The organism is Shewanella sp. 10N.286.51.B7, assembly GCF_002873615.1.
Lineage (GTDB): Bacteria > Pseudomonadota > Gammaproteobacteria > Enterobacterales > Shewanellaceae > Shewanella > Shewanella electrodiphila.
In genome coordinates, this window is the sequence record NZ_MCUF01000028.1 from 78413 (window position 1) to 100892 (window position 22480).

The 22480-nt window shown below is 42.4% G+C and carries 22 protein-coding genes; 17 read left to right on the forward strand and 5 right to left on the reverse strand.

Translation table 11 applies throughout. The annotated features are described in order from the left end of the window. Window positions 1-316 (forward strand): GIY-YIG nuclease family protein (locus BCU84_RS08270; RefSeq protein WP_241906388.1); only part of this gene is annotated, 316 nt, incomplete at its 5' end. A gap of 86 nt (window positions 317-402) precedes the next feature. On the opposite strand, the gene BCU84_RS08275 is transcribed toward BCU84_RS08270, so the two are convergent. The 4 genes from BCU84_RS08275 to hslR form a co-directional block, all read right to left on the reverse strand. Next, window positions 403-2250: a M14 family metallopeptidase gene (locus tag BCU84_RS08275; RefSeq protein ID WP_102527616.1), complete on the reverse strand. Its 1848-nt coding sequence runs from the start codon at window positions 2248-2250 to the stop codon at window positions 403-405. A gap of 208 nt (window positions 2251-2458) precedes the next feature. Further along, the gene (locus BCU84_RS08280; RefSeq protein ID WP_102527617.1) at window positions 2459-4000 is read right to left on the reverse strand and encodes a phosphoenolpyruvate carboxykinase; all 1542 of its coding nucleotides are present in this window, start codon (window positions 3998-4000) and stop codon (window positions 2459-2461) included. Between the two features lie 253 nt (window positions 4001-4253). Then, window positions 4254-5117, reverse strand: a complete 864-nt coding sequence (hslO, locus tag BCU84_RS08285; protein ID WP_102527618.1) for an Hsp33 family molecular chaperone HslO — start codon at window positions 5115-5117, stop codon at window positions 4254-4256. A 32-nt stretch (window positions 5118-5149) separates the two neighbouring features. Next, entirely contained in the window at window positions 5150-5548 is a 399-nt protein-coding gene (gene hslR, locus BCU84_RS08290; protein WP_102527619.1) for a ribosome-associated heat shock protein Hsp15, read from the reverse strand. Between the two features lie 247 nt (window positions 5549-5795). Here hslR and gspC point away from each other — a divergent pair, with 247 nt between their 5' ends. From gspC to BCU84_RS08350, 12 genes are all read left to right on the forward strand, one after another. Then, the gene (gspC, locus tag BCU84_RS08295; protein WP_102527620.1) at window positions 5796-6716 is read left to right on the forward strand and encodes a type II secretion system protein GspC; all 921 of its coding nucleotides are present in this window, start codon (window positions 5796-5798) and stop codon (window positions 6714-6716) included. 24 nt (window positions 6717-6740) lie between these two features. Continuing rightward, window positions 6741-8918, forward strand: a complete 2178-nt coding sequence (gene gspD / locus BCU84_RS08300; RefSeq protein ID WP_102527621.1) for a type II secretion system secretin GspD — start codon at window positions 6741-6743, stop codon at window positions 8916-8918. Beyond that, complete coding sequence (gene gspE / locus BCU84_RS08305) at window positions 8911-10473, forward strand: type II secretion system ATPase GspE (protein WP_102527622.1); 1563 nt, start codon at window positions 8911-8913, stop codon at window positions 10471-10473. Before gspD ends, gspE begins: the two co-directional genes overlap by 8 nt. 3 nt (window positions 10474-10476) lie before the next feature. Beyond that, a complete protein-coding gene (gspF, locus tag BCU84_RS08310; protein ID WP_102527623.1) occupies window positions 10477-11700 on the forward strand; it encodes a type II secretion system inner membrane protein GspF in 1224 nt (407 codons plus the stop codon). 64 nt (window positions 11701-11764) lie between these two features. After that, window positions 11765-12199: a type II secretion system major pseudopilin GspG gene (gene gspG, locus BCU84_RS08315; RefSeq protein WP_102527624.1), complete on the forward strand. Its 435-nt coding sequence runs from the start codon at window positions 11765-11767 to the stop codon at window positions 12197-12199. Between the two features lie 25 nt (window positions 12200-12224). Then, entirely contained in the window at window positions 12225-12800 is a 576-nt protein-coding gene (gene gspH / locus BCU84_RS08320; protein ID WP_102527625.1) for a type II secretion system minor pseudopilin GspH, read from the forward strand. Continuing rightward, complete coding sequence (gene gspI / locus BCU84_RS08325; protein ID WP_102527626.1) at window positions 12787-13155, forward strand: type II secretion system minor pseudopilin GspI; 369 nt, start codon at window positions 12787-12789, stop codon at window positions 13153-13155. Before gspH ends, gspI begins: the two co-directional genes overlap by 14 nt. After that, on the forward strand, window positions 13136-13924 hold the full coding sequence (gspJ, locus tag BCU84_RS08330; RefSeq protein ID WP_102527627.1) for a type II secretion system minor pseudopilin GspJ: 789 nt from the start codon (window positions 13136-13138) through the stop codon (window positions 13922-13924). Before gspI ends, gspJ begins: the two co-directional genes overlap by 20 nt. Beyond that, entirely contained in the window at window positions 13924-14925 is a 1002-nt protein-coding gene (gspK, locus tag BCU84_RS08335; RefSeq protein WP_102527645.1) for a type II secretion system minor pseudopilin GspK, read from the forward strand. The genes gspJ and gspK overlap by 1 nt, the downstream gene beginning before the upstream one ends. 63 nt (window positions 14926-14988) lie before the next feature. Continuing rightward, on the forward strand, window positions 14989-16191 hold the full coding sequence (gene gspL / locus BCU84_RS08340; protein WP_102527628.1) for a type II secretion system protein GspL: 1203 nt from the start codon (window positions 14989-14991) through the stop codon (window positions 16189-16191). Window position 16192: 1 nt separating this feature from the next. Continuing rightward, window positions 16193-16669: a type II secretion system protein M gene (locus BCU84_RS08345; RefSeq protein ID WP_102527629.1), complete on the forward strand. Its 477-nt coding sequence runs from the start codon at window positions 16193-16195 to the stop codon at window positions 16667-16669. A gap of 12 nt (window positions 16670-16681) precedes the next feature. Then, on the forward strand, window positions 16682-17443 hold the full coding sequence (locus BCU84_RS08350; protein WP_102527630.1) for a type II secretion system protein N: 762 nt from the start codon (window positions 16682-16684) through the stop codon (window positions 17441-17443). Between the two features lie 104 nt (window positions 17444-17547). On the opposite strand, the gene yrfG is transcribed toward BCU84_RS08350, so the two are convergent. Then, window positions 17548-18210, reverse strand: a complete 663-nt coding sequence (gene yrfG, locus BCU84_RS08355; RefSeq protein WP_102527631.1) for a GMP/IMP nucleotidase — start codon at window positions 18208-18210, stop codon at window positions 17548-17550. A 79-nt stretch (window positions 18211-18289) separates the two neighbouring features. On the opposite strand from yrfG, the gene nudE reads away from it, so the two are divergent. From nudE to BCU84_RS08375, 4 genes are all read left to right on the forward strand, one after another. Further along, the gene (gene nudE, locus BCU84_RS08360; protein WP_102527632.1) at window positions 18290-18838 is read left to right on the forward strand and encodes an ADP compounds hydrolase NudE; all 549 of its coding nucleotides are present in this window, start codon (window positions 18290-18292) and stop codon (window positions 18836-18838) included. 111 nt (window positions 18839-18949) lie between these two features. After that, complete coding sequence (gene cysQ, locus BCU84_RS08365; protein WP_102527633.1) at window positions 18950-19759, forward strand: 3'(2'),5'-bisphosphate nucleotidase CysQ; 810 nt, start codon at window positions 18950-18952, stop codon at window positions 19757-19759. A 177-nt stretch (window positions 19760-19936) separates the two neighbouring features. Next, on the forward strand, window positions 19937-20587 hold the full coding sequence (locus BCU84_RS08370) for a WHG domain-containing protein (protein WP_102527634.1): 651 nt from the start codon (window positions 19937-19939) through the stop codon (window positions 20585-20587). Further along, a complete protein-coding gene (locus BCU84_RS08375; protein WP_102527635.1) occupies window positions 20578-22467 on the forward strand; it encodes an MFS transporter in 1890 nt (629 codons plus the stop codon). Before BCU84_RS08370 ends, BCU84_RS08375 begins: the two co-directional genes overlap by 10 nt. Window positions 22468-22480 lie beyond the last annotated feature (13 nt).

Here is a 22480-nt window from a genome sequence, read left to right on the forward strand (position 1 = left end):
GGTTTCCGAAAAGGTTTCCGCAGAGGTTCCTGTAATCAAGCCTGTATCGAAAAAGAACGACTGGTTTCTTTATATGGTGAAATGCCATAACGGCCATTTATATACAGGCATTACCACTGATGTTAAAAGACGTTTTGCTGAACATCAGGCTGGTGGCACAAAAGGAGCCAAATACCTTAAAGGCAAAGGGCCATTAACTCTGGTCTATCAAGAAAGTGTCGCAGACAGAAGCTTAGCGACAAAACGTGAGTTAGCGGTTAAAAAGCTCACTCGGGCTAAAAAACTCGCCTTGATCGCAGATTATCAAACGGATTAATTAACCTGTGAAGCTAAAGCCAATAAAAAGCCACCTTAAAGATTATCTTCAGGTGGCTTTTTAGTCATTTGGTCTTGTTTAGTTAATTATCGTGAACGTAGCACAGGGTATTTCATATATTGATTATCGTAATAAGGGCTTCTTTCATAAAACCAGCGCAGTCTTGCTTTTGAATCATTAGCAAAGCTTTCATCTTCTAATGCAGTTTTAAACTCTGCCGCTAAGGCTTCATCTTCTGCTAACATTTTTGCTGCGAGTGGCTCTACAGCATAATCTTCGATGTACTCAGTACGAGTGAAGATGCTATTGAAAAAGCCCCATTGGAAAAACGAATCGGCAGATTGTGGTTCAAGTAATAAAATTGCTAAATCACCTAATGGTTGATTGGTTGCAATTTGAATCGTGCCAATAGGTAATGTTGTTTCAATATTCACTTTGTTGCTGGTGGCTTTGACGCGTTGTCTGCCTTCATAATCTTTTTGATTAAATGTCGGCTCTGCAAATTGATACTGGCTTAGTTTGAGCGTTTTAGCTTCAGTCAGTGGCGTCATTCTGACGCCATGAATCGATAGGCGCTCAATCACTTGGTGCCACTGGGCAGGTACATAATAGTATTTAGGGCGTTGAGTCATAACATTCGCTTCGGTATTACCCATGACTGGTAAGTTAGGGTAAAGCTTAGGTTGCCCATTCCAGCGCACTACCTCTGTGCCACTAATTTCACTGGCTTCAAGCGAATAACCAATGCCTTTGAAATCCCAACCGGGCTGCTCAACTGTATTCCAGGTTAATGGGATCTGTTGTCGGCGTTGGTACTTATCTTCATAAATCGCCGCTTTTAATTTTGTGCCATGCTTTGCCACCGTTTTAAGGGTTTGCTCTAACATGACGTATGTGCCTAATACTCTTTGTTTAAAAGGTTTTAAGCTGTGGTTTTCAATTAAAATGGTGGGTAAGTGGCGTGCATCGCCATAACCATTTGAAAATCGAGGACTTGGATTCCAATAAGATAAGCCTTTTGACAAGTCAGTATTGTCTAACGCGAACACTAAAGGCCCAGGGACATGGCCATTATCTGTCAGTGCAGATTCAACTTCTGGGCGGTAATACTTTTCTAACCATTCAAAGCTTGCAGGGCTGTAGCCTTGTTTTACGTTATAGCCAAAGGTGACATCGTACTGATAATCAATACCGTCAGTGACATGAACATCAATATATAAGTCAGGTTGCCACACATTGATGGCACGGATCATATGCTGTAATTCTAGCGTATCTAGTTTGGCGTAATCACGGTTTAAATTTAGGTTTCTAGCATTGGTGCGCCAACCCATATCGACAGGGCCACGCTGGTTTACACGGTTGTACTCATCACTTCGCTCATGGGCGTCGACGCTTAAAATTGGAACAAATAACAGGTTCACTCTATCAAGCAAAGCTTGCTTATCGCCTTGAGTCATATCCCGTAACAGCATCATCCCCGCATCTTTTCCGTCAATTTCACCAGAGTGAATACCAGCTTGGACTAAAATGGTGGGCTTATTGCTTTCTGAGAGTGCCTCCGGTGTTGCCGCTCCTGATTCTGATGCCACGACCATCCAAATATCACGACCTTGAGGGCTTTTACCAATCGAGACTTGTGATAACAAATCACTACTATCAACAAGTTTATTTAGCCATTGATGGGTGGCTTCGTAATCAGGACTATGTGTTAAACCATTTTGCTCAAATGGCGTTGACCAAGGTGATGAGGCATCTAAAATGAGCGCTTCACTTTGCCCTTGCCACGATTGAATCGGTGGTAAAATCTCATCATTGATAAATGGGTGGGAAGCTAAACTGGGTAATTCTGTTAAGGCTTGCTCTGAGGTTTCGGCCATACTAGAAAAAGAAAATAGCGAATTGATCATTAAACTGGCAAGTATGGCGCGGCGCATAGATATCCCTATGTGTGAGCAAATAGAATGTCGTTTTATATTAAATCAAATAGGAAGAGAGACAAGGGCTTAGCGAGAGGTAATTGATAATATTACTGTTTAAAATGTAACAATTTTGAACAAAGGGATAAAATAAAAAAGCCTCAATGTCACTTGAGGCTTTGTGTTGGCGCAATCATATATTGACGCGTATTACAGCATCAATGTGCTAGCTATTAGGTCCAGCGGCTTTGATTGCATCCGATACCTGATATTTAGCAAAGTTCGCTGTGAACTCTTCGGCTAATTGCTGGGCGTATTTTGCGTACTCATTTTTGTCAGCCCAAGTATTTACTGGGTTGAGCAATTGAGTATCAACGCCTGAAACCGTTACAGGTACAGCGAGGTTCAGTTTATCAATATGCTGAGTTTCAACATCTTTTAGCTCGCCACTGACAATCGCATCAACAATTGCACGAGTGGTTGGAATATCAAAACGTTTACCAACGCCGTGAGGGCCGCCAGTCCAACCAGTATTTACTAGGTAAACACGACTACCAAATGACTCAATACGCTTCATTAATAGTTCTGCGTACACACCAGCAGGGCGTGGGAAGAAAGGCGCACCAAAGCAAGTTGAGAACGTTGATTGAATTGCTGAAGTTGAGCCCATTTCAGTAGAGCCCACTTTTGCTGTGTAACCCGACAAGAAGTGATAAGCCGCTTGCTCTTTAGTTAACACTGACACTGGTGGTAATACACCAGAGACATCACAAGTTAAAAACACCACTGAGTTGGGTTCAGCACCACGGTTTTCTTCTTTACGCTGAGCAATATGCTCTAACGGGTAAGCTGCGCGGCTATTCTCTGTTAATGTTGTATTCGTATAATCAGGCACTCGTTGTTCATCTAACATGACATTTTCAAGTACCGTACCAAAGCGAATCGCATCCCAAATCACCGGTTCGTTCTTCTGGCTTAAGTCGATACATTTTGCATAACAGCCGCCTTCGATATTGAATACACCGCCGGGAGCCCAACCATGCTCATCATCGCCAATAAGAAAACGTTTTGGATCAGCAGATAAGGTAGTTTTACCTGTACCTGATAAACCAAAGAATAATGTGGTATCACCATCATGACCGACATTGGCAGAGCAATGCATAGGAAGCACGCCCTTAGCTGGCAATAAGAAGTTTTGTACCGAGAACATCGACTTTTTCATTTCGCCGGCATACTTAAGTCCAGCTAGAAGGACTTTTTTGTCGGCAAAATTGATCATCACAACCGCATCAGAATGAGTGCCATCGCGGGCAGGGTCACAAACAAATTCAGGCGCATTCATTATTTGCCAAACGTCTTTATCGCCTCGGTTAAACTGCTCTGGAGTGATAAATAAGTTACGCGCAAAAACTTGATGCCATGCATATTCTGTGGTGACTCGAACGGGAAGGTAGTGCGCATCGTCAGCACCTACTTCTAGCTCAGATACGAATATGTCTTTCTCAGATAGATAAGCTTCAACGCGGCCCCAAAGTGCATCAAAAGTATCTGCAGCAATACCTTTGTTGACTGAGCCCCAATCAATATCATCTTGAGTATTGGCTTCTTGAACAATAAAACGATCATTAGGGGAACGACCAGTACGTTCGCCTGTTTTTGCTACTAATGCGCCATTGGCGGTTAACTGCCCTTCATTACGTTGTAAAGCAAGTTCAATTAACTCAGCGCTAGTAAGGTTGAAGTGTACGCTGTTTGTTCCATCTGTCATCGGGTGCTTCTCCGTTGTAAATAGGTCGTTTATCGGTCTATATTGCCGATTTATAGTTGGGATGACTTACTTTCTCGCTTGCTTATGCTAAAACTAATTTAGCAAAGCCATTGTAACGTAATAAACAAAACAGGTAACCAACAGTTTGGTAACTTTTTTGTAATTTGAGCTGGTTTTTTAGTTTTAAGATAGATTTTTTACATAAAAAAAGCGCCTGAGGCGCTTTTTCTTGAAAGTTATTGTGTAGGTTTGATCAGTTGTTACTGTTTCCAGCATCTAAGTTACCCGCATAAATTGCAGCAATATCGATGCTGTCGAAGGTATACATTTGCGGGCAATATTCACAGCCCATTTCGATTTTACCTTCTTCAGCTAGAATTTCTTCCACTTCAGTTTGCTCAATCGTAGCGAGTGCTTTAGCGCTTCGCTCTCTTGAGCAAGTACATTTAAAGCTAACGTCTACAGGATCAAACAGACGCACATCTTCTTGATGATAAAGACGATGTAAAATGTCTTCAGCCTCTAACGTAAATAGCTCTTCTTGCTTAATGGTCTCAGTGAGCGCCAATAAGTGGTTGAAGTCTTCGTTTTCTTCAGTTTGAGTGGGTAACACTTGTAGCAACATACCCGCAGCTTGCTTACCATCAGCGAATAATGAAATGCGTGTTGGCAATTGCTCTGATTGGTTAAAGTACTCTTCTAAACAAGCGGCAAGATTATCGTGATCTAATGACACAATACCTTGGTAACGCTCGCCTTCATCAGGCGTCAGGGTAATCACCATCACACCTTTACCGAACAAATCACTTAAAGAGGCTTCATCAGAAAACTCACCATTCCAGCGAGCAACACCACGAAGAGCTTGCAAGTTAGTGCCATTAATCACAGCAACAGAAACAGGCCCATCACCTTGCAATTGCACACTGATGTCGCCAGTGAACTTGATGGTGGCAGTCAATAATGATGTTGCAGCCATAAGCTGTCCCATTATCAGTTGGAGTGCCTTTGGGTATTCATGTGCTGATAGGATTTCTTGATAACTTTTTTCAAGTTGAACCATTTCACCACGGACATCGGCATTATCAAATAAGTAGCGATGTAATATATCTTTGCTCATGTTTTATCTCGTTTGTTGTACTTTAACTATCGTTATAGATCTTTAAAGCGAATAAGTTGGCGACGTTGTTTTTTATCCGGCTTATTTTCTGGAGCGGGATTGTTCAATATATTCAAACGTCTGGCTTCGGCATTAAACGCTCTTTTGCTAATGCTCTCAGCTGTTTCTTCGTATAGCGTTTGCGCTACAGCAGCCCCTTGTCGGTGTTCCGACAACTGAGCAATAATTATTTCCCTATCATCATGGCCTTGACGTAAACGTATCTTGGCACCCACTTCAGCTTGTTTGCTGGATTTAGCGCGTTGACCGTTATAGTGCACTTTTCCGCCATTGATCATCTCTTTTGCTAATGAGCGTGTTTTATAAAAACGCGCCGCCCATAACCATTTGTCGAGTCGAACAGTCACTGTTTTAGATGGAGCTTGGCTCATCTAACACCCCCAAAAGTGGTACGAGTTCACACCGTTGACATTTTTAACGTGTAAAATGCAGGCGAGAGCCCAATATCGTGGCGTTTCTCACAGCCTTTTTAGGCGCGCAAATGTAGCATATTCGGTGCAATTTCGCCAATCCATATGCTATGGGCTTGTTGCAATAAGCTGGCTGGGTTAGCATGATGCAGTATTTCCTAAATTAACAGAATTAGAACAGCGACCTGCTAGAGGGTCAAAGCCGAATATGGATGTATTAGATAAAATTATAACGAAGGCTGCGGGAATCCCCCAAAAGCCATTAAGCACAGCTGTATTCTGGTTAGGATTAGTGATTGTGCTATTACTGACAGCGCAGATTACCTGGAAGCTAATGCCAGTAAATTCTCAGGCAGTTGCATGGCAACCTTCGCCAACTTCGGTAGCAAGCGCTAAACGGGTTGAGCTAAGTAGTGTCCAGCGATTGGCATTATTTGGCGAAAAAGACGCCAATGCAGATGGCCGCCCTAATAAACCTGCTCCAGTTGAACAAATTACTGATGCACCTAAAACTAACCTTTCTATTTTATTGACGGGGGTGGTGGCTTCTACTTCTGATACCAACGGTCTTGCTGTCATTGAATCAAAAGGTAATCAAGAAACTTACGGCTTAGGTGACAAAATTAAAGGCACTTCTGCTTCGCTGAAAGAAGTGTATGCCGACCGTATCATCATTACTAATGCTGGCCGTTATGAGACATTAATGTTGGATGGTTTAAATTATACCACCCAAAGCCAAGCTAACCAGTCATTACAGCAAGCCAAAAAAGACCGTCAAGTACAGCGTGACGATCGTCGTCAAAATGCCGAGGTTGCTCAGCAAATCAGTGATTCACGTGATGAACTATTAGCTGATCCAGGAAAGCTGACTGACTATCTAGCCATTTCTCCAGTGCGCGGCGCCGACGGTGTCAGCGGCTATCGCCTCAACCCAGGTAAAAATAAATCTTTATTTGCGGCTGCGGGATTTAAAGCAAATGATTTAGCCAAATCCATCAACGGCTATGATTTGACCGACATGGGACAATCATTAGAAGTTATGGCGCAATTACCAGAATTAACAGAAGTCGGCGTCATGGTTGAACGTGATGGACAGTTAGTAGAAATAATTTTTAGTTTGCCAGAATAGTTAGGCAGTAGAGGATTGAAAATAATGAAGAGTTATGGAATTCGACGCAAGTTATTAGCAGGGATGGTTGCTGGTATAGCAATGCTTGCTTCTCAAGCGGCTTGGTCGGAGCAATATGCTGCCAATTTTAAAGGCACAGATATTCAAGAATTCATTAATATTGTAGGTAAGAACCTCAATAAAACGATTATTGTCGATCCAACTGTCCGCGGCAAAATTAACGTCCGTAGTTACGACTTATTGGATGATGAACAGTATTACCAATTCTTCCTCAACGTATTGCAAGTTTATGGTTATGCCGTTGTCGAAATGGAAAACCGTGTTATTAAAGTCATCAAGGATAAAGATGCGAAAACCGCAGCTATCCGTGTGGCCGATGATGCTAAGCCTGGTTTAGGTGATGAAATGGTTACACGTATTGTGGCCCTTTATAATACCGAAGCTAAACAACTTGCGCCGTTATTACGTCAGCTAAATGATAATGCGGGTGGCGGTAACGTTGTAAATTATGACCCATCAAATGTATTGATGATTTCAGGTCGTGCTGCAGTCGTAAATAAACTAGTCGAAATCGTCCGCCGTGTAGATAAACAAGGTGATACGGAAGTACAGGTAGTATCGCTTGAGTTTGCATCAGCAGGCGAAATCGTTCGTATTATTGATACTTTGTACCGCTCAACAGCTAACCAAGCACAAATGCCAGGCCAAGCACCTAAAGTGGTTGCTGATGAACGAACCAATGCCGTGGTTGTGAGTGGTGATGAAAAAAGCCGTCAGCGTGTAGTCGAATTGGTCCGCCGTCTTGATGCTGAGCAAGCTACAACAGGTAATACCAAAGTCCGTTACTTACGTTACGCTAAGGCTGAAGATTTAGTTGAAGTATTAACAGGTTTTGCTGAGCAACTACAAAGCGACCAGGATACTGGCCAGAGTGGCAGCAATAAGCGCCGTAAAGAAATTAATATCATGGCTCACGTTGATACTAATGCATTAGTTATCAGCGCTGAACCAGATCAAATGCGCACCATTGAAAGTGTCGTTAACCAATTAGATATTCGTCGTGCACAAGTCCTAGTCGAAGCGATTATTGTTGAAGTCTCAGAAGGTGATGATGTTGGTTTTGGTGTGCAGTGGGCAACTGCCGCAGGTGGTGGCACCCAGTTTAATAACTTAGGCCCTACCATCGGTGAAATTGGTGCGGGTATTTGGCAAGCTCAAGGCGAAGAAGGCACCACAGTCTGTACTGAAAATGGTACCTGTACCGAAAACCCTGATACCCGTGGTGACATTACCTTACTGGCGCAAGCGTTAGGTAAAGTGAATGGCATGGCGTGGGGCGTTACCGCTGGTGATTTTGGCGCATTAGTACAAGCAGTATCAAGTGATACTAAATCAAACGTACTTGCTACACCTTCTATCACAACACTAGATAACCAAGAAGCTTCATTTATTGTTGGTGATGAAGTGCCAATTCTAACGGGTAGCCAAAACTCAAGTAATGGTAACTCTAACCCTTTCCAAACGGTTGAACGTAAAGAAGTCGGCGTAAAACTTAAAGTGGTACCACAAGTCAACGAGGGTAATGCTGTTAAGTTAACCATTGAGCAGGAAGTCTCAGGGATTAACGGTAAAACGGGTGTCGATGTGACGTTTGCGACTCGTCGCTTAACCACTACTGTGATGGCCGATTCGGGGCAAATCGTTGTCTTAGGTGGTTTGATCAATGAAGAAACCCAAGAGTCGGTTCAAAAAGTACCATTCTTAGGTGATTTACCGATTATTGGTCATTTATTCAAGTCATCTTCAAGTGGCGTGAAAAAGAAAAATCTGATGGTATTTATCAAGCCTACGATTATTCGTGATGGTATTACTATGGAAGGTATTGCGGGACGTAAATATAACTACTTCCGCGCATTGCAAATCGAACAACAAGAACGTGGTGTTAACTTAATGCCAAATACTGATGTGCCAATACTTGATGAATGGGATCAAGAGGCTTACTTACCTGATGAAGTTAACGAAGTCTTAAATCGTTATAAAGAAGGTAAGAACTTAGAAACTAAGATGCGTGATTCGGATCCAGCATTGAAGCATATCAGCGAGAGCATGGAAAAAGATCGCGCTGCAACAGAAGCAGCCAGCAAAGCAGCTGAATCGGTTGAAGAAGACGCAGAAGCATCAGAAGATAACGCCAATGAGTGAAGCAGAAATGACTGAACAATTGGCGAAAGTGTCAACAGACTTAGGTTTAGAAGCAGATGAACTCAATGATGAGGTGTTTGTTTCAACCAGTCGTGAGCGCTTACCTTTTGCTTTTTCACACAGGTTTAATTTGGCATTAGCCAAAGAAACTGATGCACTAAAATTGTATTACACCAGTGAAACACCATTAGATGCGATGCTCGAAGTGCGTCGTTATGCTGGTGAAGAACTCGTGCTAAGTAAATTACCGATTGATGAGTTTGAAGCTAAGTTAACTCAAACTTTCCAAGCAAATTCATCAGAAGCACAGCAGTTGATGGAAGACATTGGCAACGAGATGGACTTATTCACTCTAGCCGAAGAACTGCCGCAAACTGAAGATTTATTAGAAGGCGATGATGATGCACCAATTATTAAGTTAATTAATGCCTTGTTATCGGAAGCGATTAAAGAAGAAGCCTCAGATATTCACATCGAGACATATGAGAAGCAATTGATTGTCCGCTTCCGTATTGATGGTGTATTAAAAGAGGTGTTAAAACCAAATCGTAAACTGTCTTCGCTGCTGGTTTCGCGTATTAAAGTGATGGCGCGTTTAGATATTGCTGAAAAACGTGTGCCCCAAGATGGCCGTATTTCACTGCGTATTGCAGGTCGAGCGGTCGATGTGCGTGTATCAACCATGCCATCAAGTCATGGCGAGCGTGTTGTGCTACGTCTACTGGATAAAAATACCGGTAATCTCGATTTAAAATTACTGGGTATGACATTATCGATTCGTGAACAGTTCGATGCCATTATTCGTAAACCCCATGGCATTATCTTGGTAACTGGCCCGACAGGTTCTGGTAAAAGTACCACCTTGTATGCAGGCTTAACTGAGATCAATTCAAAAGATACCAACATTTTGACCGTTGAAGATCCTATCGAGTACGAGCTTGAAGGTATCGGTCAAACGCAAGTGAACATGAAAGCCGATATGAGCTTTGCTCGTGGTTTACGTGCAATCTTACGTCAAGATCCTGATGTGGTGATGATTGGTGAAATCCGTGATTTAGAAACCGCGCAAATTGCTGTTCAAGCATCATTAACCGGTCACTTAGTGATATCAACACTGCATACCAACACCGCATCTGGCGCGATTACGCGTTTGCAAGATATGGGTGTTGAACCGTTCCTTGTTTCATCAAGTTTGTTGGGCGTATTAGCTCAGCGATTGATTCGAACTCTATGTAACGAATGTAAGATCCCCCATGAACCTGATGAGCGAGAGCGTGAATTATTAGGCGTGACCGCCAATGATACTCGCGTTATTTACCGCGCTAATGGCTGTAAAGAGTGTGGTAATAATGGCTATCGTGGCCGTACTGGTATTCATGAGTTACTCGTGGTTGATGACAATGTTCGTGAGTTAATTCACGGCGGTCGTGGTGAGCTTGCAATTGAGAAATATGTTCGTCAAACCATCCCAAGTATTCGTCACGATGGCATGAGTAAAGTACTTGATGGTGTCACAACCTTAGAAGAAGTATTGCGCGTAACTCGCGAGGAATAATCAATGGCAGCGTTTGAATATAAAGCCCTTGATAGCAATGGCAAACAGCAAAAAGGTGTGATTGAAGCAGATACAGCGCGTCACGCGCGTAGTCAGCTGCGTGAACAACGCTTAATGCCACTTGAGTTACAACCTGTTGCCGAAAAAGAAGCGAAAGCGAAAACGGGTGGTCTTAAATTATTCCAACGTGGTATCTCGGTGGCAGAACTTGCCCTAATTACCCGTCAAATAGCGACCCTAGTTGCTGCGGGTTTGCCGATTGAAGAATCGCTTAAAGCGGTTGGACAGCAGTGTGAAAAAGACAGACTTGCTAGCTTAGTGATGGCTGTACGTTCACGGGTTGTTGAAGGTTATAGCTTAGCTGATTCACTCGCAGAATATCCCCATGTTTTTGATGATCTATACCGTGCAATGGTGGCGTCAGGCGAAAAGTCTGGTCATTTAGAAGTGGTATTGAATCGTCTCGCTGATTACACCGAACGTCGTCAACAGCTTAAGTCTAAGCTTACTCAGGCGATGATTTACCCGATTGTACTGACCGTTGTTGCTATCGGCGTTATTGCTGTTTTATTAGCGGCTGTAGTTCCAAAAGTTGTTGGCCAGTTTGAGCACATGGGCCAAGAGTTACCGGGCACTACGCAATTTTTGATTATTGCATCAGACTTTGTGCAGTCATATGGTTTAGTCGTCTTGGGACTGATGTTTGCCGCATTTGTGTTGTTCAAACAAATGCTGAAAAAACCTAATTTTAGAATGGTGTTCGATACTTGGCTGTTAAAAGCGCCAGTGCTCGGTAAAGTCAGTAAAGGGATTAACACTGCGCGTTTTGCACGAACTTTAAGTATTTTATCGGCAAGTTCAGTGCCGTTACTTGAAGGTATGCGAATTGCGAGTGAAGTATTAGTCAATGTGAAAGTGCGCGCGGCTGTTGATGATGCGACAGCAAGAGTACGTGAAGGTACAAGTTTAGGTGCTGCGCTGACAAATACTAAACTTTTTCCACCTATGATGCTCTATATGATTGCGTCGGGTGAAAAAAGTGGCCAGTTAGAGCAAATGCTGGAGCGTGCTGCTGATAACCAAGACAGTGAGTTTGAAGCGAATGTGAACATTGCTTTAGGTGTATTTGAACCTATGTTGGTTGTGAGTATGGCCTCGGTAGTGTTATTCATTGTGATGGCCATTTTACAACCTATTTTAGAATTGAATAACTTGATTAGTGGCTAGCGCCGCAAGTTTTTAGATATTATTTTTGTCACGCCAATGTGGTGTGCACTGGAGGAAGTCGTCAATGCAAGTCAATCGTAAACAACGTGGTTTTACCCTTTTAGAAGTCATGGTCGTTATCGTGATCTTAGGTATTTTAGCCTCAATGGTTGTACCTAACCTTATGGGTAACAAAGATAAAGCTGATTTACAAAAAGCAGTATCTGACATTGTTGCATTAGAGAATGCCCTAGATATGTATCGTCTTGATAACAGTGTTTATCCAACGACTGATCAAGGTTTAGATGCTTTAGTGCAAAAGCCAACGTCTTCACCTGAACCACGTAACTACCGTCCAGATGGTTACCTAAAACGTTTACCTCAGGATCCATGGCGCAATGATTACTTCCTATTGAGCCCAGGCGAAAATGGTCGAATCGATATTTTCAGTGCAGGTCCTGACGGGCAAGTTGGTACTGAAGATGACATCGGTAACTGGAACCTACAAAACTTCCAGTAATGGAAGTTTAAGCTGATAACGCATAATGAACGTTAAACGCCAAGCTGGGTTCACACTGTTAGAAGTGTTACTTGTGGCGCTGCTGATGGGGTTAACCGCAGCAGCAGTGACCATGACGACCAGTACTGCAGGACCTGAGCAGGCGTTAACAAAAACGGCCAGAAAGTTTATTGCCACGACCGAATTAGTTATTGAAGAAACGATCCTTAGTGGCCAATTTCTAGGTATCGTCGTTGAAGAAGATGAATATCAGTTCGTCTACTACAAAGAAGGTCAGTGGGAGCCGTTAACAGGTGATAGACAGCTTGCACCGCAGCAGATGGAACAAGACGTCAGCATGAGTTTATTGCTCGATGGTTTGCCACTTGTGCAAGATGATGAAGAAGATGAATCTTGGTTCGATGAGCCACTGATAGATGAATCGAAAGAAGACAAAAAGAAAAATCCTGAACCACAAATATTACTTTTCCCAAGTGGGGAAATGTCGACATTTGAGCTGAGCTTTTTAACCGATGATGAAAACGGTAAAGAAGTGGAAGTCTTGGTTGTTGGTGATGCTATGGGTCGCTTGGCTATAGGAAGTTTCGATGAAGATCAGTAAAGGCATGACCTTACTTGAAGTCATCGTGGCATTAGCGGTGTTTTCTATTGCCGCTGTAGCTGTTACCAAAAGTATTGGCGACCAAATGGCGAATCTCCCCATATTGGAAGAACGTACCTTGGCGCAATGGGTGGCGAGTAATCAGATGGTTGAAGCTCGTTTGCTGCAACAATTTCCTGAACTCGGGACTAAAAATGGTCAAGTTGAACTGGCAGGAAAAGATTGGTATTGGCGTCAAGAAGTGATTAAAACCACCGACGATAATTTTAGAATGATTCGCGTTTTAGTCAGTGATGAAGATAGGTTTAACCGCACCGTTGCCCAAGTGAGTAGTTATGTTCACAACGAAGGCTAAGCCACAACACAGTCAAGTAGGTTTTACCTTGCTTGAAATGCTCATCTCAATTGCTATTTTTGCCATGATAGGTTTGGCTGCAAACGCCGTGCTATCAACAGTAATGAAAAATGATGAAGCAACCAAAGAATTTTCAGTTCGACTTAAAGCCTTACAGCAAGGCTTTGGGATTATTGAACGAGATTTAGGCCAAATAGTCGCTAGAACACAGCGCGGTCTAGATGGTGAACGCACTACATCAGTATTTCAAACCGGCGACAACATGCTGGACTCAGAAACTGAAGCCTTAGTGTTTTTCCGCTTAGGCTGGCTGAATCCTGATGGCATGTTACCTCGTGGCAGCTTGCAGTCTGTTGCGTATATTGTTCAAGATGGTCGTTTAGAGCGTTGGTATTATCCATATCCTGAGCCTGAAGTCGGTGCAGAGCCGCTTAAAAGCTTGATCATTGAAGATGTGATTTCGATTGAGTACTCATTTTTTACCGGTACAGAGTGGGAAAGAAAAGTTGATGCATCATCTTTACCCCAGGGCATTACGATGACACTTGAAATTGAAGGCTTAGGTATTATCGAAAGACGCTTCTTGTTACCTAAAGGTGGTAACAGTAGTGGTTCTGGTAACGACGGCAGCGATGGTAACGGTAATAACAACGGCAACAACAATAATGGTACCAATACAGGTAATGGTTCAGGTAACAGTGGTTCAGGTAACAGTGGTTCAGGCAATAATGGCTCAGGTGGCACGGGTAGCACAGGTAATGGCACATGATGAAGCAGCAATTACCTGGCATTCGTAACCAACGTGGCGTTGCTTTATTAGTGGTGTTATTGATTGTGGCATTGGTAGTGATTATTGCGACAAACATTACGAGTCGCAATCAACTGTCAATGCGACGAACCCTGAATTTGGCCCAATATGATCAAGCCTATTGGTATGCTATTTCGGCTGAAGAGTTAGCTAAAAAGATTTTAAAGCAAGACATGGAAGACAGCGATGGTACTGTGCATCGCCAACAATACTGGGCACTTGCCGATGTGATTTTTCCTGCCGATTACGGTGAAATCGGTGGTGAAATCATGGATATGCGTTCATGTTTTAATATCAATGCATTGTCGGTGACATCTACAGAAGTTGAAAACGGACAGCCTAAATTAAGTTTAGCGGCGACTCAGTATAAATCCTTATTAGTAGCCTTAGGTATGGATGATTTTGGCGCAGAAAGGCTGACTCATACATTAGTTGATTATATCGACGACGATACCGTTTCAATGCCATATGGCGCAGAAGATGCTGAGTATGAATCACGAAATGTGCCATACCGCGCCGCGAATACATTAATGAATCATCGCAGCGAACTTAGAGCTGTGATGGGATACAACCAACAAGTGTATATGACGTTATTACCTTATATCTGTGCGATTCCAGGTAATAACCAACAGTTACTGAACGTCAATACTATTGAAGTTGAGCAGGCGGCATTGTTGGTGGGTATGCTAGAAAATAAAATTAGCCAAAGTGATGCTGAAAGCCTAATTAATCAAAGGCCAGCTGATGGTTTCGAAACTGCTGCTGAGTTTTGGGAAAATAATACCCTTGCGAGCTTAGCAACGGAAAGCAATATGAAATCGAGTATTGTTGTCGATAGTAATTTCTTTTTACTAAAGGCTGGGGCGAAAGTGGATAACGCCACCTTTAGAATGGATAGCGTACTTCAGCGAAGCGGAAATAAATTTGAAGTGCTGACACGTCAATATGGCGGGCAGCAATAATGAATAAGCGTAACAACCCGCTGCAATTAACCTTGTTGGTATTGCAGCTTGTGGAGAATAACAGTGTCTGAACGGCTTTTTATCCGATTAGGAAAAACATTAGAAAGCCCTTGTTCTTGGCTAGTATGGTCAGAACAAGAGCAAGAGATCATTGCCTCAGGTGAGTTAAGTGATGCTGCCAGCTTAACCAGTTTAACTGAGCGTGCAGGTAATCGTCCGGTTGATGTTTTAGTACCAGCTTCTAGCATGACATTGACGCAAATTGAATTACCAGAAAAAAATCAGCGCCAAGCATTAAAGGCATTACCTTTTATGCTGGAAGAAACAATTGCTTCTGATGTTGAAGATATGCATTTTGTTGTCGGCCCAAGAGACGGCGAACAGCTTAATGTGATTGCTGTTGCCCATGAGCAAATGCAAGATTGGATGTCATGGTTAATGGACGCTGGCATTAAGGTTAAACGTATTGTGCCGGACTGTCTCGCATTGCCATTGGAGCAATGCCGTTGGGCGGCACTTGATATGGGTGATGAATTATTACTGCGCACAGGCGAAGGTAGTGGTGTCAGCTTACCGAAAACATGGCTGGATTTTGCATTGCCAAAACTGATGCCAGAAAAGCAACAAGATGAAGCGCCAATCAGTATCGCAGCCTACAGTGAAGATTTAGTTTTCATGGATGCTGAAGTTGAGTCTAAACCACTAGATTTACCTATGATGGTGTTAGCGAAAGGTATTTTACAATCACCAGTTAACTTACTGAGTGGGGTGTATGTACCTAAACGCGAGTACAGCAAACATTTAATGCTTTGGAAAAATGTCGCGATTATTGCATTCATTGCAATTGTGCTTTCTCTAGTGAATAAAGGCCTGACTATCCATCAATTGGAAAACAGAAGCGCTGAAGTCAGACAAGAAAGTGAAGCTATTTTCAAACGGGTTATTCCGAACGTTAATCGTATTGTTAATATTCGCTCGCAAATGGACTCACAACTTCGCAGCATGCAAGGGCAAGGCGGTGGAGCTGCTTTCTTCGAAATGCTAGATGGTTTACGCGGTTCATTTGAACAAGTACCAGATTTAAAGCCAAACTCATTGCGTTTTGATGCCAACCGCAATGAACTGCGGATGCAGGTCACTGCTAAGACCTATGATCAAGTGGATAAGTTTAAAGAGCTAGTTGAAGTGCGCTACGACTTAGACATGGGCGCAATTAATAGCGGTGAAGATGAAGTGAATACAACCCTGACATTGAGAGGCAAATAAGATGGAAAATTTGCAAAACTGGTGGAAAGGCTTAGTGCTTCGTGAGCAACAGTTAGTTGCCTGCTGTGGTGTGTTTGTTGTTATTGGTATTTTATATTGGGGTATTTGGAGCCCAATATCCTCAGCGGCTGAACATGCTGAAATGCGCCACCAATCAGAATTACAAACATTAAATTATGTAAAACAAACTGCAAATAAAATCGCAGGTCTGAAGCAATCGGGGGCCAGACCGACTGCAAGTGGTAGTTTAAGTTCTGTGGTGAATCAGCTAGCGGGTCAATATAAGTTAGAGATTACTCGGATGCAGCCACAAGGCGATAAAATTCAATTGTGGATGGATGATGTTCCGTTTGACAGCTTGTTGAATTACTTACATGAGTTAGTCGAGAAGAAAGGCTTAACCCTTGAAAGTGTTGATTTATCTGAGTCTGATCTTGCAGGTTTTGTCAAAGTACGTCGTATTCAGCTGTCTAAGTAAGCAGGTATTGTAGTGAGTTTGATTAAGAAAATTATAATTGGCGTATTCATCTACCTCATTTTCATGGTGGTGTATATTCCAGCTAATTGGGTTGTAGGCATTGCGCCATTGCCAAATAATATCAAAGTGAGCGGAGTATCTGGCACCTTGTGGCAGGGCAGCGCTGAGCTTGTGTCTATTGACCGACGCCTAATCGAACAAGTGAACTGGGATTTAAACCCATGGGCTTTGTTTATTGGTAGCGTCAATGTTGATCTACAAATTGGTAGCCGTGCGACACCAGTCAGTGGTCAAGGTGATATCAGTTGGTCTCTGTCAGGGATTTCGGCTGATAATTTACGCTTTGAAGCGCCTAACCAATTTTTATTGGGTAATGCTCGCCTACCGTTTAGAACTAAAGTCGCCGGTGATGTCAGCTTGATTGTGGAACGTCTTGAGCAAGGTGAACCATGGTGTGAACAGTTATCAGGTAAGTTATTTTTAAATCGAATTGATGTGAATAACCAGTTTGGTAAATATCCGCTAGGTGATATTGCGTTGGGTTTAAGCTGTGTTGACGGTATGGTGCAATTAAATACTGACGATAGCATGAACAAGATGGGTATCGAAGGTATTGCAACATTGGGTGAAAGTAACCGTTTTTCGGTCAGTGCTAAAATTAAACCAACACCTGAACAGCCTGAAGATCTAACCCAAGCGTTATCATTTTTGGGTAAACAGGATAGCCAAGGCTATTACCCAATTAATTATAATGGTGTGATTCCAGGGTTGTAATCCCACAGCTGTAAAATAGCAATTTAAAAGGCATGTTGAATAACATGCCTTTTTTGATCTTATCGCTTAGAGAGCGACACACTCATCAATCGTCATTCTCGGCGTTAACCTAATAAATCCTGATGCAACATTTGATAATCATGAATTGCTGGGAAGTCAAAAAAGTCTTTGTGTGGTTTTTTGCTGTCGGGGTTTGAAATACCTAATTGAAAACCAATCCCCGCCTTTTTTGAAGCCTCAAGAATATGTTCGTTATCGTCAACAAATAAGCAGCGGCTTGGATTTAACTTAAACTGCTTAATTGCATGCTGCCAAAATAATGGGTGCTCTTTTGGGTAACCCGTTTCGTGACTTGAAAAAGTCGCATCTAATCCATGGGCTAAGTCAGTATGTGCTAATTTCAATTCCAGGCTTTTAGGATGAGCATTGGTCATTAAAATTCGCTGCTTGCCAGCTTTGTGCAGTGCTTGTAAGAATGGCATGCTGTCTTGGCGCATTTGAATACGTTCTACCAGCGAATAGTGCAGGGTTAAAATATCTAGCCCAAGTTGTTGCTGCCAATAATCAATACAATACCAGTCAAGTGTGCCTTCCACTTTATGGTATGACTGTTCAACCAATTTCTGTGCTTCCGCCACAGAAATCTGTCTTTGCTGGCTAAGTTGCTGTGGCACTAAAGTTAACCAAAAATGGTTATCGAAGTGCAAATCGAGCAAAGTGCCATCCATATCAAGTAAAACCGTGTCTATCTTATGCCAAGGAAACATGAAAATTCCAGTTGTAGAATATAGCTAGGATAGTAAGATTGTAACTTGTCTAAGTAAATTCGTCATATATGAGGCCTTAATGACAACTCGACATAAAAAGCCTGAAATCTTACATCGTGAGATTGTAGCGAAAAGTCGCTTGTTTCAAATTGAACAACTCCACCTTAAGTTTTCCAATGGTGTTGAGCGTCAATATGAAAGAATGAGTGGCGGCAGTCGTGGTGCGGTGATGATTGTTCCCGTGCATGAAGGCAAGTTGTTGTTAGCTAAAGAATATGCAGCAGGCACTGATAATTATGAACTCGGCTTTCCTAAAGGCTTAATCGACCCAGGCGAAACTGGGATTGAAGCTGCGAACCGTGAACTGCAAGAAGAAATCGGTTTTGCCAGTAACAAGCTGACTTTATTAAAAGAACTGAGTTTAGCCCCAGGTTACTTTGCGAGTAAGATGCAGATTTTCATCGCTGAAGATTTATATGAAAGTACCCTTGAAGGTGATGAACCAGAACCAATAGAAGTGATTCCTTTTCCGTTAGAGAAGTGGAAAAACTTACTCGATGATGCAGATTTTTCTGAGTCGAGAAGTGTCAGTGCGCTATTTCTTGCACAGCAGTTTTTAGCAAAGTAGTCGTTATAAAGTAAAATAAAAACAAAATATTAGCCTAAGTTAACTACAAAAATGCCTTAATTTGGTCTAACTTGACAGTATTCAGCGTATTATTTGGCGATTGGAGTCGTTATGAAGCCAGAAGAAGTAATTGAACAAGTCATCACTATTGCCACCGAGGCAGGTCAAAAAATTCGCGACATTTATGTCAAAGGTGATTTTGATCGAGAAATAAAATCAGATAATACCCCAGTGACTTCTGCAGACTTAGCAGCAAATGAGATCATTTGTGCTGGTTTAGCAGCGTTGACACCTGATATTCCTATTCTTAGTGAAGAAGCTGCTGATATTGCTTTTTCTGAACGTGCTGAATGGCAGCGTTACTGGCTGGTTGATCCTTTAGATGGTACCGGTGAGTTTATCGCTGGTAGTGGTGACTTTTCCGTTATTATCGCACTGGTAGAACATAACCGTCCTGTAATGGGAGTCGTTTATGTGCCAATGACGAAAGTCTGTTACTACGCCATTGCAGGCTTAGGTGCCTATAAACGTGATAGCAAAAATGAAGTGCGTATTACCAGCCGACAAATTAATAGTATTGAAGAATCAGGATTAAAACTGGCAGTTAGCCGTCGTCAAGATCCGCAGTCAGTGCTTAAGTTATTAAGTCATCCAAACAGCTGCGAACTCGTGGTGTTAGGTGGAGCGGCATTAAAAAGTTGCTTAGTGGCTGAAGGGCGAGCTGATTGTTATGTCCGCCTTGGACCTACAGGTGAATGGGACACTGGTGCAGCACAGATTATTTTGGAAGAAGCTGGCGGTGCATTAATGGATATTAACCTTCAGCCAATGACCTACAATGAACGTGAAACATTAGAAAACCCTAACTTTATTGTTGTAGGTAGCCCGAGTTTAGCGTGGGATGATATTTTAACCACCTAATTATCGTGTAAAGTCAGTTGCCTCGTTTCATCATCTAAGCCCTCTGTTGAGGGCTTTTTTGTGTCATTTTTTCGATAATATTTATTAGAAGATTAAAAATAAACTTATTGTGAACATTGTTTTTTATTTTGTTTGTTGTTAGGTTAGCAACACTAACCGCATAAATGGAGTTACCTGATGGCAAGAAGGAAAGAACATACTCATGGTGAAATCCATGATATGGCCATTAAATCAGTGATGCAGTATCTACACATTGCCTCGCTTGAAAGTTTGAGTCTACGTAAAGTCGCCACCGATATTGGTTATGCGCCAAGTACGTTGATTAATATTTTTGGCAGCTATCAGCAGTTATTATTATCGGTATCTGAACAGGTATTGATTGATTTGTTCGAGCACTTAACCTCATCGACATCAGATGAAATAAATCATAATCACTCGCCAATACACGCCACCGAGCAAGCTCAAGCTTCAATTGAGCTCATGGCGCATCGCTATTACCAGTTTGCTAACGAGCACCGAGTTTGTTTTAAACTGGTCTTTGAACTGTCTGCGCCAGAAGGCGTATCACTGTCATCAAATCATCAGCAAGCCATTGATACGCTATTCAGTTTAGTTTCAGAGCAGCTAACCGCCTTGTTTCCAAAAGCAGATCACGCAGAGATTATAATGATGAGTCGTGTGTTATGGGGCGGGATCCATGGATTAACATGCCTTGGAATAGATGGAAAATTATTTACTGATCAAACCGCATTACCCGCGATGCTCAGTAGTCATGTTCATGGATATTTATTAGGTATGACTCAAGAAAAGGATCTTTCATGTTGTTAACTAAACGCTTTCTTCCTTATTTTGTCACGCAGTGCTTAGGGGCACTGAATGACAATATCTATAAGAATGTATTGTTATTACTGGTGACATATAGCCAAGTGAGTGAACTACCTATCAGCGTCAATATGTTTGTTAATTTGGCTGCAGGTGTTTTCATTTTGCCATTTTTCTTGTTTTCCGCTCATGCGGGGATGGTGGCAGATAATATGGATAAAGCGATGTTGATCCGCAGACTCAAGTTGCTTGAGTTGATCATCATGTCTTGCGCTGCGGTGGCCATTTTGACTCAAAGTTATTTAGTGATGTTATTACTGCTCTTTATGATGGGTAGTCAGTCAGCCTATTTTGGCCCTGTTAAGTATTCTTTGTTGCCACAGACGTTAAAAGAAAGTGAGTTAGTAACTGGAAATGCCTGGGTAGAAATGGGCACGTTTATTTCGATTTTAGTCGGGACATTATCAGCAGGTTTAATTGTTGCCAGTGACCATAGCTTAATCGGTGCAGCGACGATTGTTGTGACATTATCAGTTATTGGCTACCTTTGCAGTCGCGCAATTCCAGCATTACCGCCACAAGGTAAAATCGATAAAATTAGATTTACCCCTTTATCTGGTACATGGCAAAGCATTGCAAAAGTGAGGAAAACGCCAGGTATTTGGATGGCTATTCTGGCCATCAGTTGGTTTTGGTTTCTGGGTGCGACTTACCTGACCCAGTTTCCTAATTTTGCCAAATTGCACTTACATGCAGATGCGACAGTCGTGTCTTTACTACTGGCCTTGTTCTCTATTGGTATCGCAGTAGGTTCGTGGATTTGTGAACGTGTGTCTTACGGTCATGTTGAGTTAGGTGTTTTACCTTTTGGTGTATTGGGTTTAACCGTATTTGGTGTGGATTTAATTTTTGCTATTCCGCCTGCTCCAGCAGATTTAAGTTTTGTTTATAGCTTTAGTAGTTTCATTAGTGACTCGCAGCACTATAGGGTAATGGCTGATTTGTTTATGGTTGGCCTTAGCGGTGGCTTGTTCATTGTCCCTCTATACGCTTTTATTCAATCACGCGCCGCAAAAGATGAATGTGCACAAGCTATTGCAGCCAACAACATAATTAATGCGTTGTTTATGGTTGTTGCAGCCATCTTGTCGATTATCTTACTTGGCGTACTAGAATGGAGCATTCCAGATTTATTCTTGCTGCTGGCCGCGATGAATACTGTCGTTGCACTATACGTGTATTCACAGGTCCCTGAATTTGCTCAGCGCTTTATTAGCTATTTACTGAGTCACTTCATGTATCGCGTTAAGGTGAATGGCCGGATACATATTCCTGCGCAAGGGGCAGGGGTTATTGTGTGTAATCATGTCAGTTATGTTGATGCGTTAATTATTATGGGATCCTCTACACGACCGATTCGTTTTGTAATGGATAAATCCATTAGCGAAATACCATTACTTAAGTACTTATTTCGTCATGCAGGCGTGATCCCAATTTGTTCGCCGAAAAAATGTAAAGCAACCTATGAAAATGCATTTGAGCAAATTCATCATGCCTTGAACAACGAAGAGTTAGTGTGCATCTTCCCTGAGGGACGTTTATCAGTAGATGGAGACATCGCTGAGTTTAGACCAGGGGTTGAGCGAATACTGGAAAAAGACCCTGTGACAGTAATCCCAATGTCGTTAAGTGGCTTATGGGGCTCTTACTTCAGTCATAAAGGGGGGCACGCGTTAACAACACGTCCGAAGCGTTTCTGGTCGAAAGTGGAAGTGAATATAGGCGAAGCTGTTGACGGCGTTACGTTAGGCCGACATGGTTTACATCAAAACGTGAGTGAACTGTTTAATGCAAGCTTGAAGTCGGATGATATAACTAAGGCCTAGGCCCTCAGAGCTG

What these genes read in the sequence shown, in the direction of transcription:
- gspJ (WP_102527627.1), top strand. Translation starts at nt 13,136, where the DNA reads ATGTTCACAACGAAGGCTAAGCCACAACACAGTCAAGTAGGTTTTACC.
- BCU84_RS08375 (WP_102527635.1), top strand. Translation starts at nt 20,578, where the DNA reads ATGTTGTTAACTAAACGCTTTCTTCCTTATTTTGTCACGCAGTGCTTA.
- cysQ (WP_102527633.1), top strand. Translation starts at nt 18,950, where the DNA reads ATGAAGCCAGAAGAAGTAATTGAACAAGTCATCACTATTGCCACCGAG.
- yrfG (WP_102527631.1), bottom strand. Translation starts at nt 18,210, where the DNA reads ATGTTTCCTTGGCATAAGATAGACACGGTTTTACTTGATATGGATGGC.
- gspC (WP_102527620.1), top strand. Translation starts at nt 5,796, where the DNA reads ATGGATGTATTAGATAAAATTATAACGAAGGCTGCGGGAATCCCCCAA.
- gspD (WP_102527621.1), top strand. Translation starts at nt 6,741, where the DNA reads ATGAAGAGTTATGGAATTCGACGCAAGTTATTAGCAGGGATGGTTGCT.
- gspE (WP_102527622.1), top strand. Translation starts at nt 8,911, where the DNA reads ATGAGTGAAGCAGAAATGACTGAACAATTGGCGAAAGTGTCAACAGAC.
- gspI (WP_102527626.1), top strand. Translation starts at nt 12,787, where the DNA reads ATGAAGATCAGTAAAGGCATGACCTTACTTGAAGTCATCGTGGCATTA.
- nudE (WP_102527632.1), top strand. Translation starts at nt 18,290, where the DNA reads ATGACAACTCGACATAAAAAGCCTGAAATCTTACATCGTGAGATTGTA.
- gspF (WP_102527623.1), top strand. Translation starts at nt 10,477, where the DNA reads ATGGCAGCGTTTGAATATAAAGCCCTTGATAGCAATGGCAAACAGCAA.
- gspH (WP_102527625.1), top strand. Translation starts at nt 12,225, where the DNA reads ATGAACGTTAAACGCCAAGCTGGGTTCACACTGTTAGAAGTGTTACTT.
- BCU84_RS08345 (WP_102527629.1), top strand. Translation starts at nt 16,193, where the DNA reads ATGGAAAATTTGCAAAACTGGTGGAAAGGCTTAGTGCTTCGTGAGCAA.
- hslO (WP_102527618.1), bottom strand. Translation starts at nt 5,117, where the DNA reads ATGAGCAAAGATATATTACATCGCTACTTATTTGATAATGCCGATGTC.
- BCU84_RS08280 (WP_102527617.1), bottom strand. Translation starts at nt 4,000, where the DNA reads ATGACAGATGGAACAAACAGCGTACACTTCAACCTTACTAGCGCTGAG.
- BCU84_RS08275 (WP_102527616.1), bottom strand. Translation starts at nt 2,250, where the DNA reads ATGCGCCGCGCCATACTTGCCAGTTTAATGATCAATTCGCTATTTTCT.
- hslR (WP_102527619.1), bottom strand. Translation starts at nt 5,548, where the DNA reads ATGAGCCAAGCTCCATCTAAAACAGTGACTGTTCGACTCGACAAATGG.
- BCU84_RS08370 (WP_102527634.1), top strand. Translation starts at nt 19,937, where the DNA reads ATGGCAAGAAGGAAAGAACATACTCATGGTGAAATCCATGATATGGCC.
- gspK (WP_102527645.1), top strand. Translation starts at nt 13,924, where the DNA reads ATGAAGCAGCAATTACCTGGCATTCGTAACCAACGTGGCGTTGCTTTA.
- gspG (WP_102527624.1), top strand. Translation starts at nt 11,765, where the DNA reads ATGCAAGTCAATCGTAAACAACGTGGTTTTACCCTTTTAGAAGTCATG.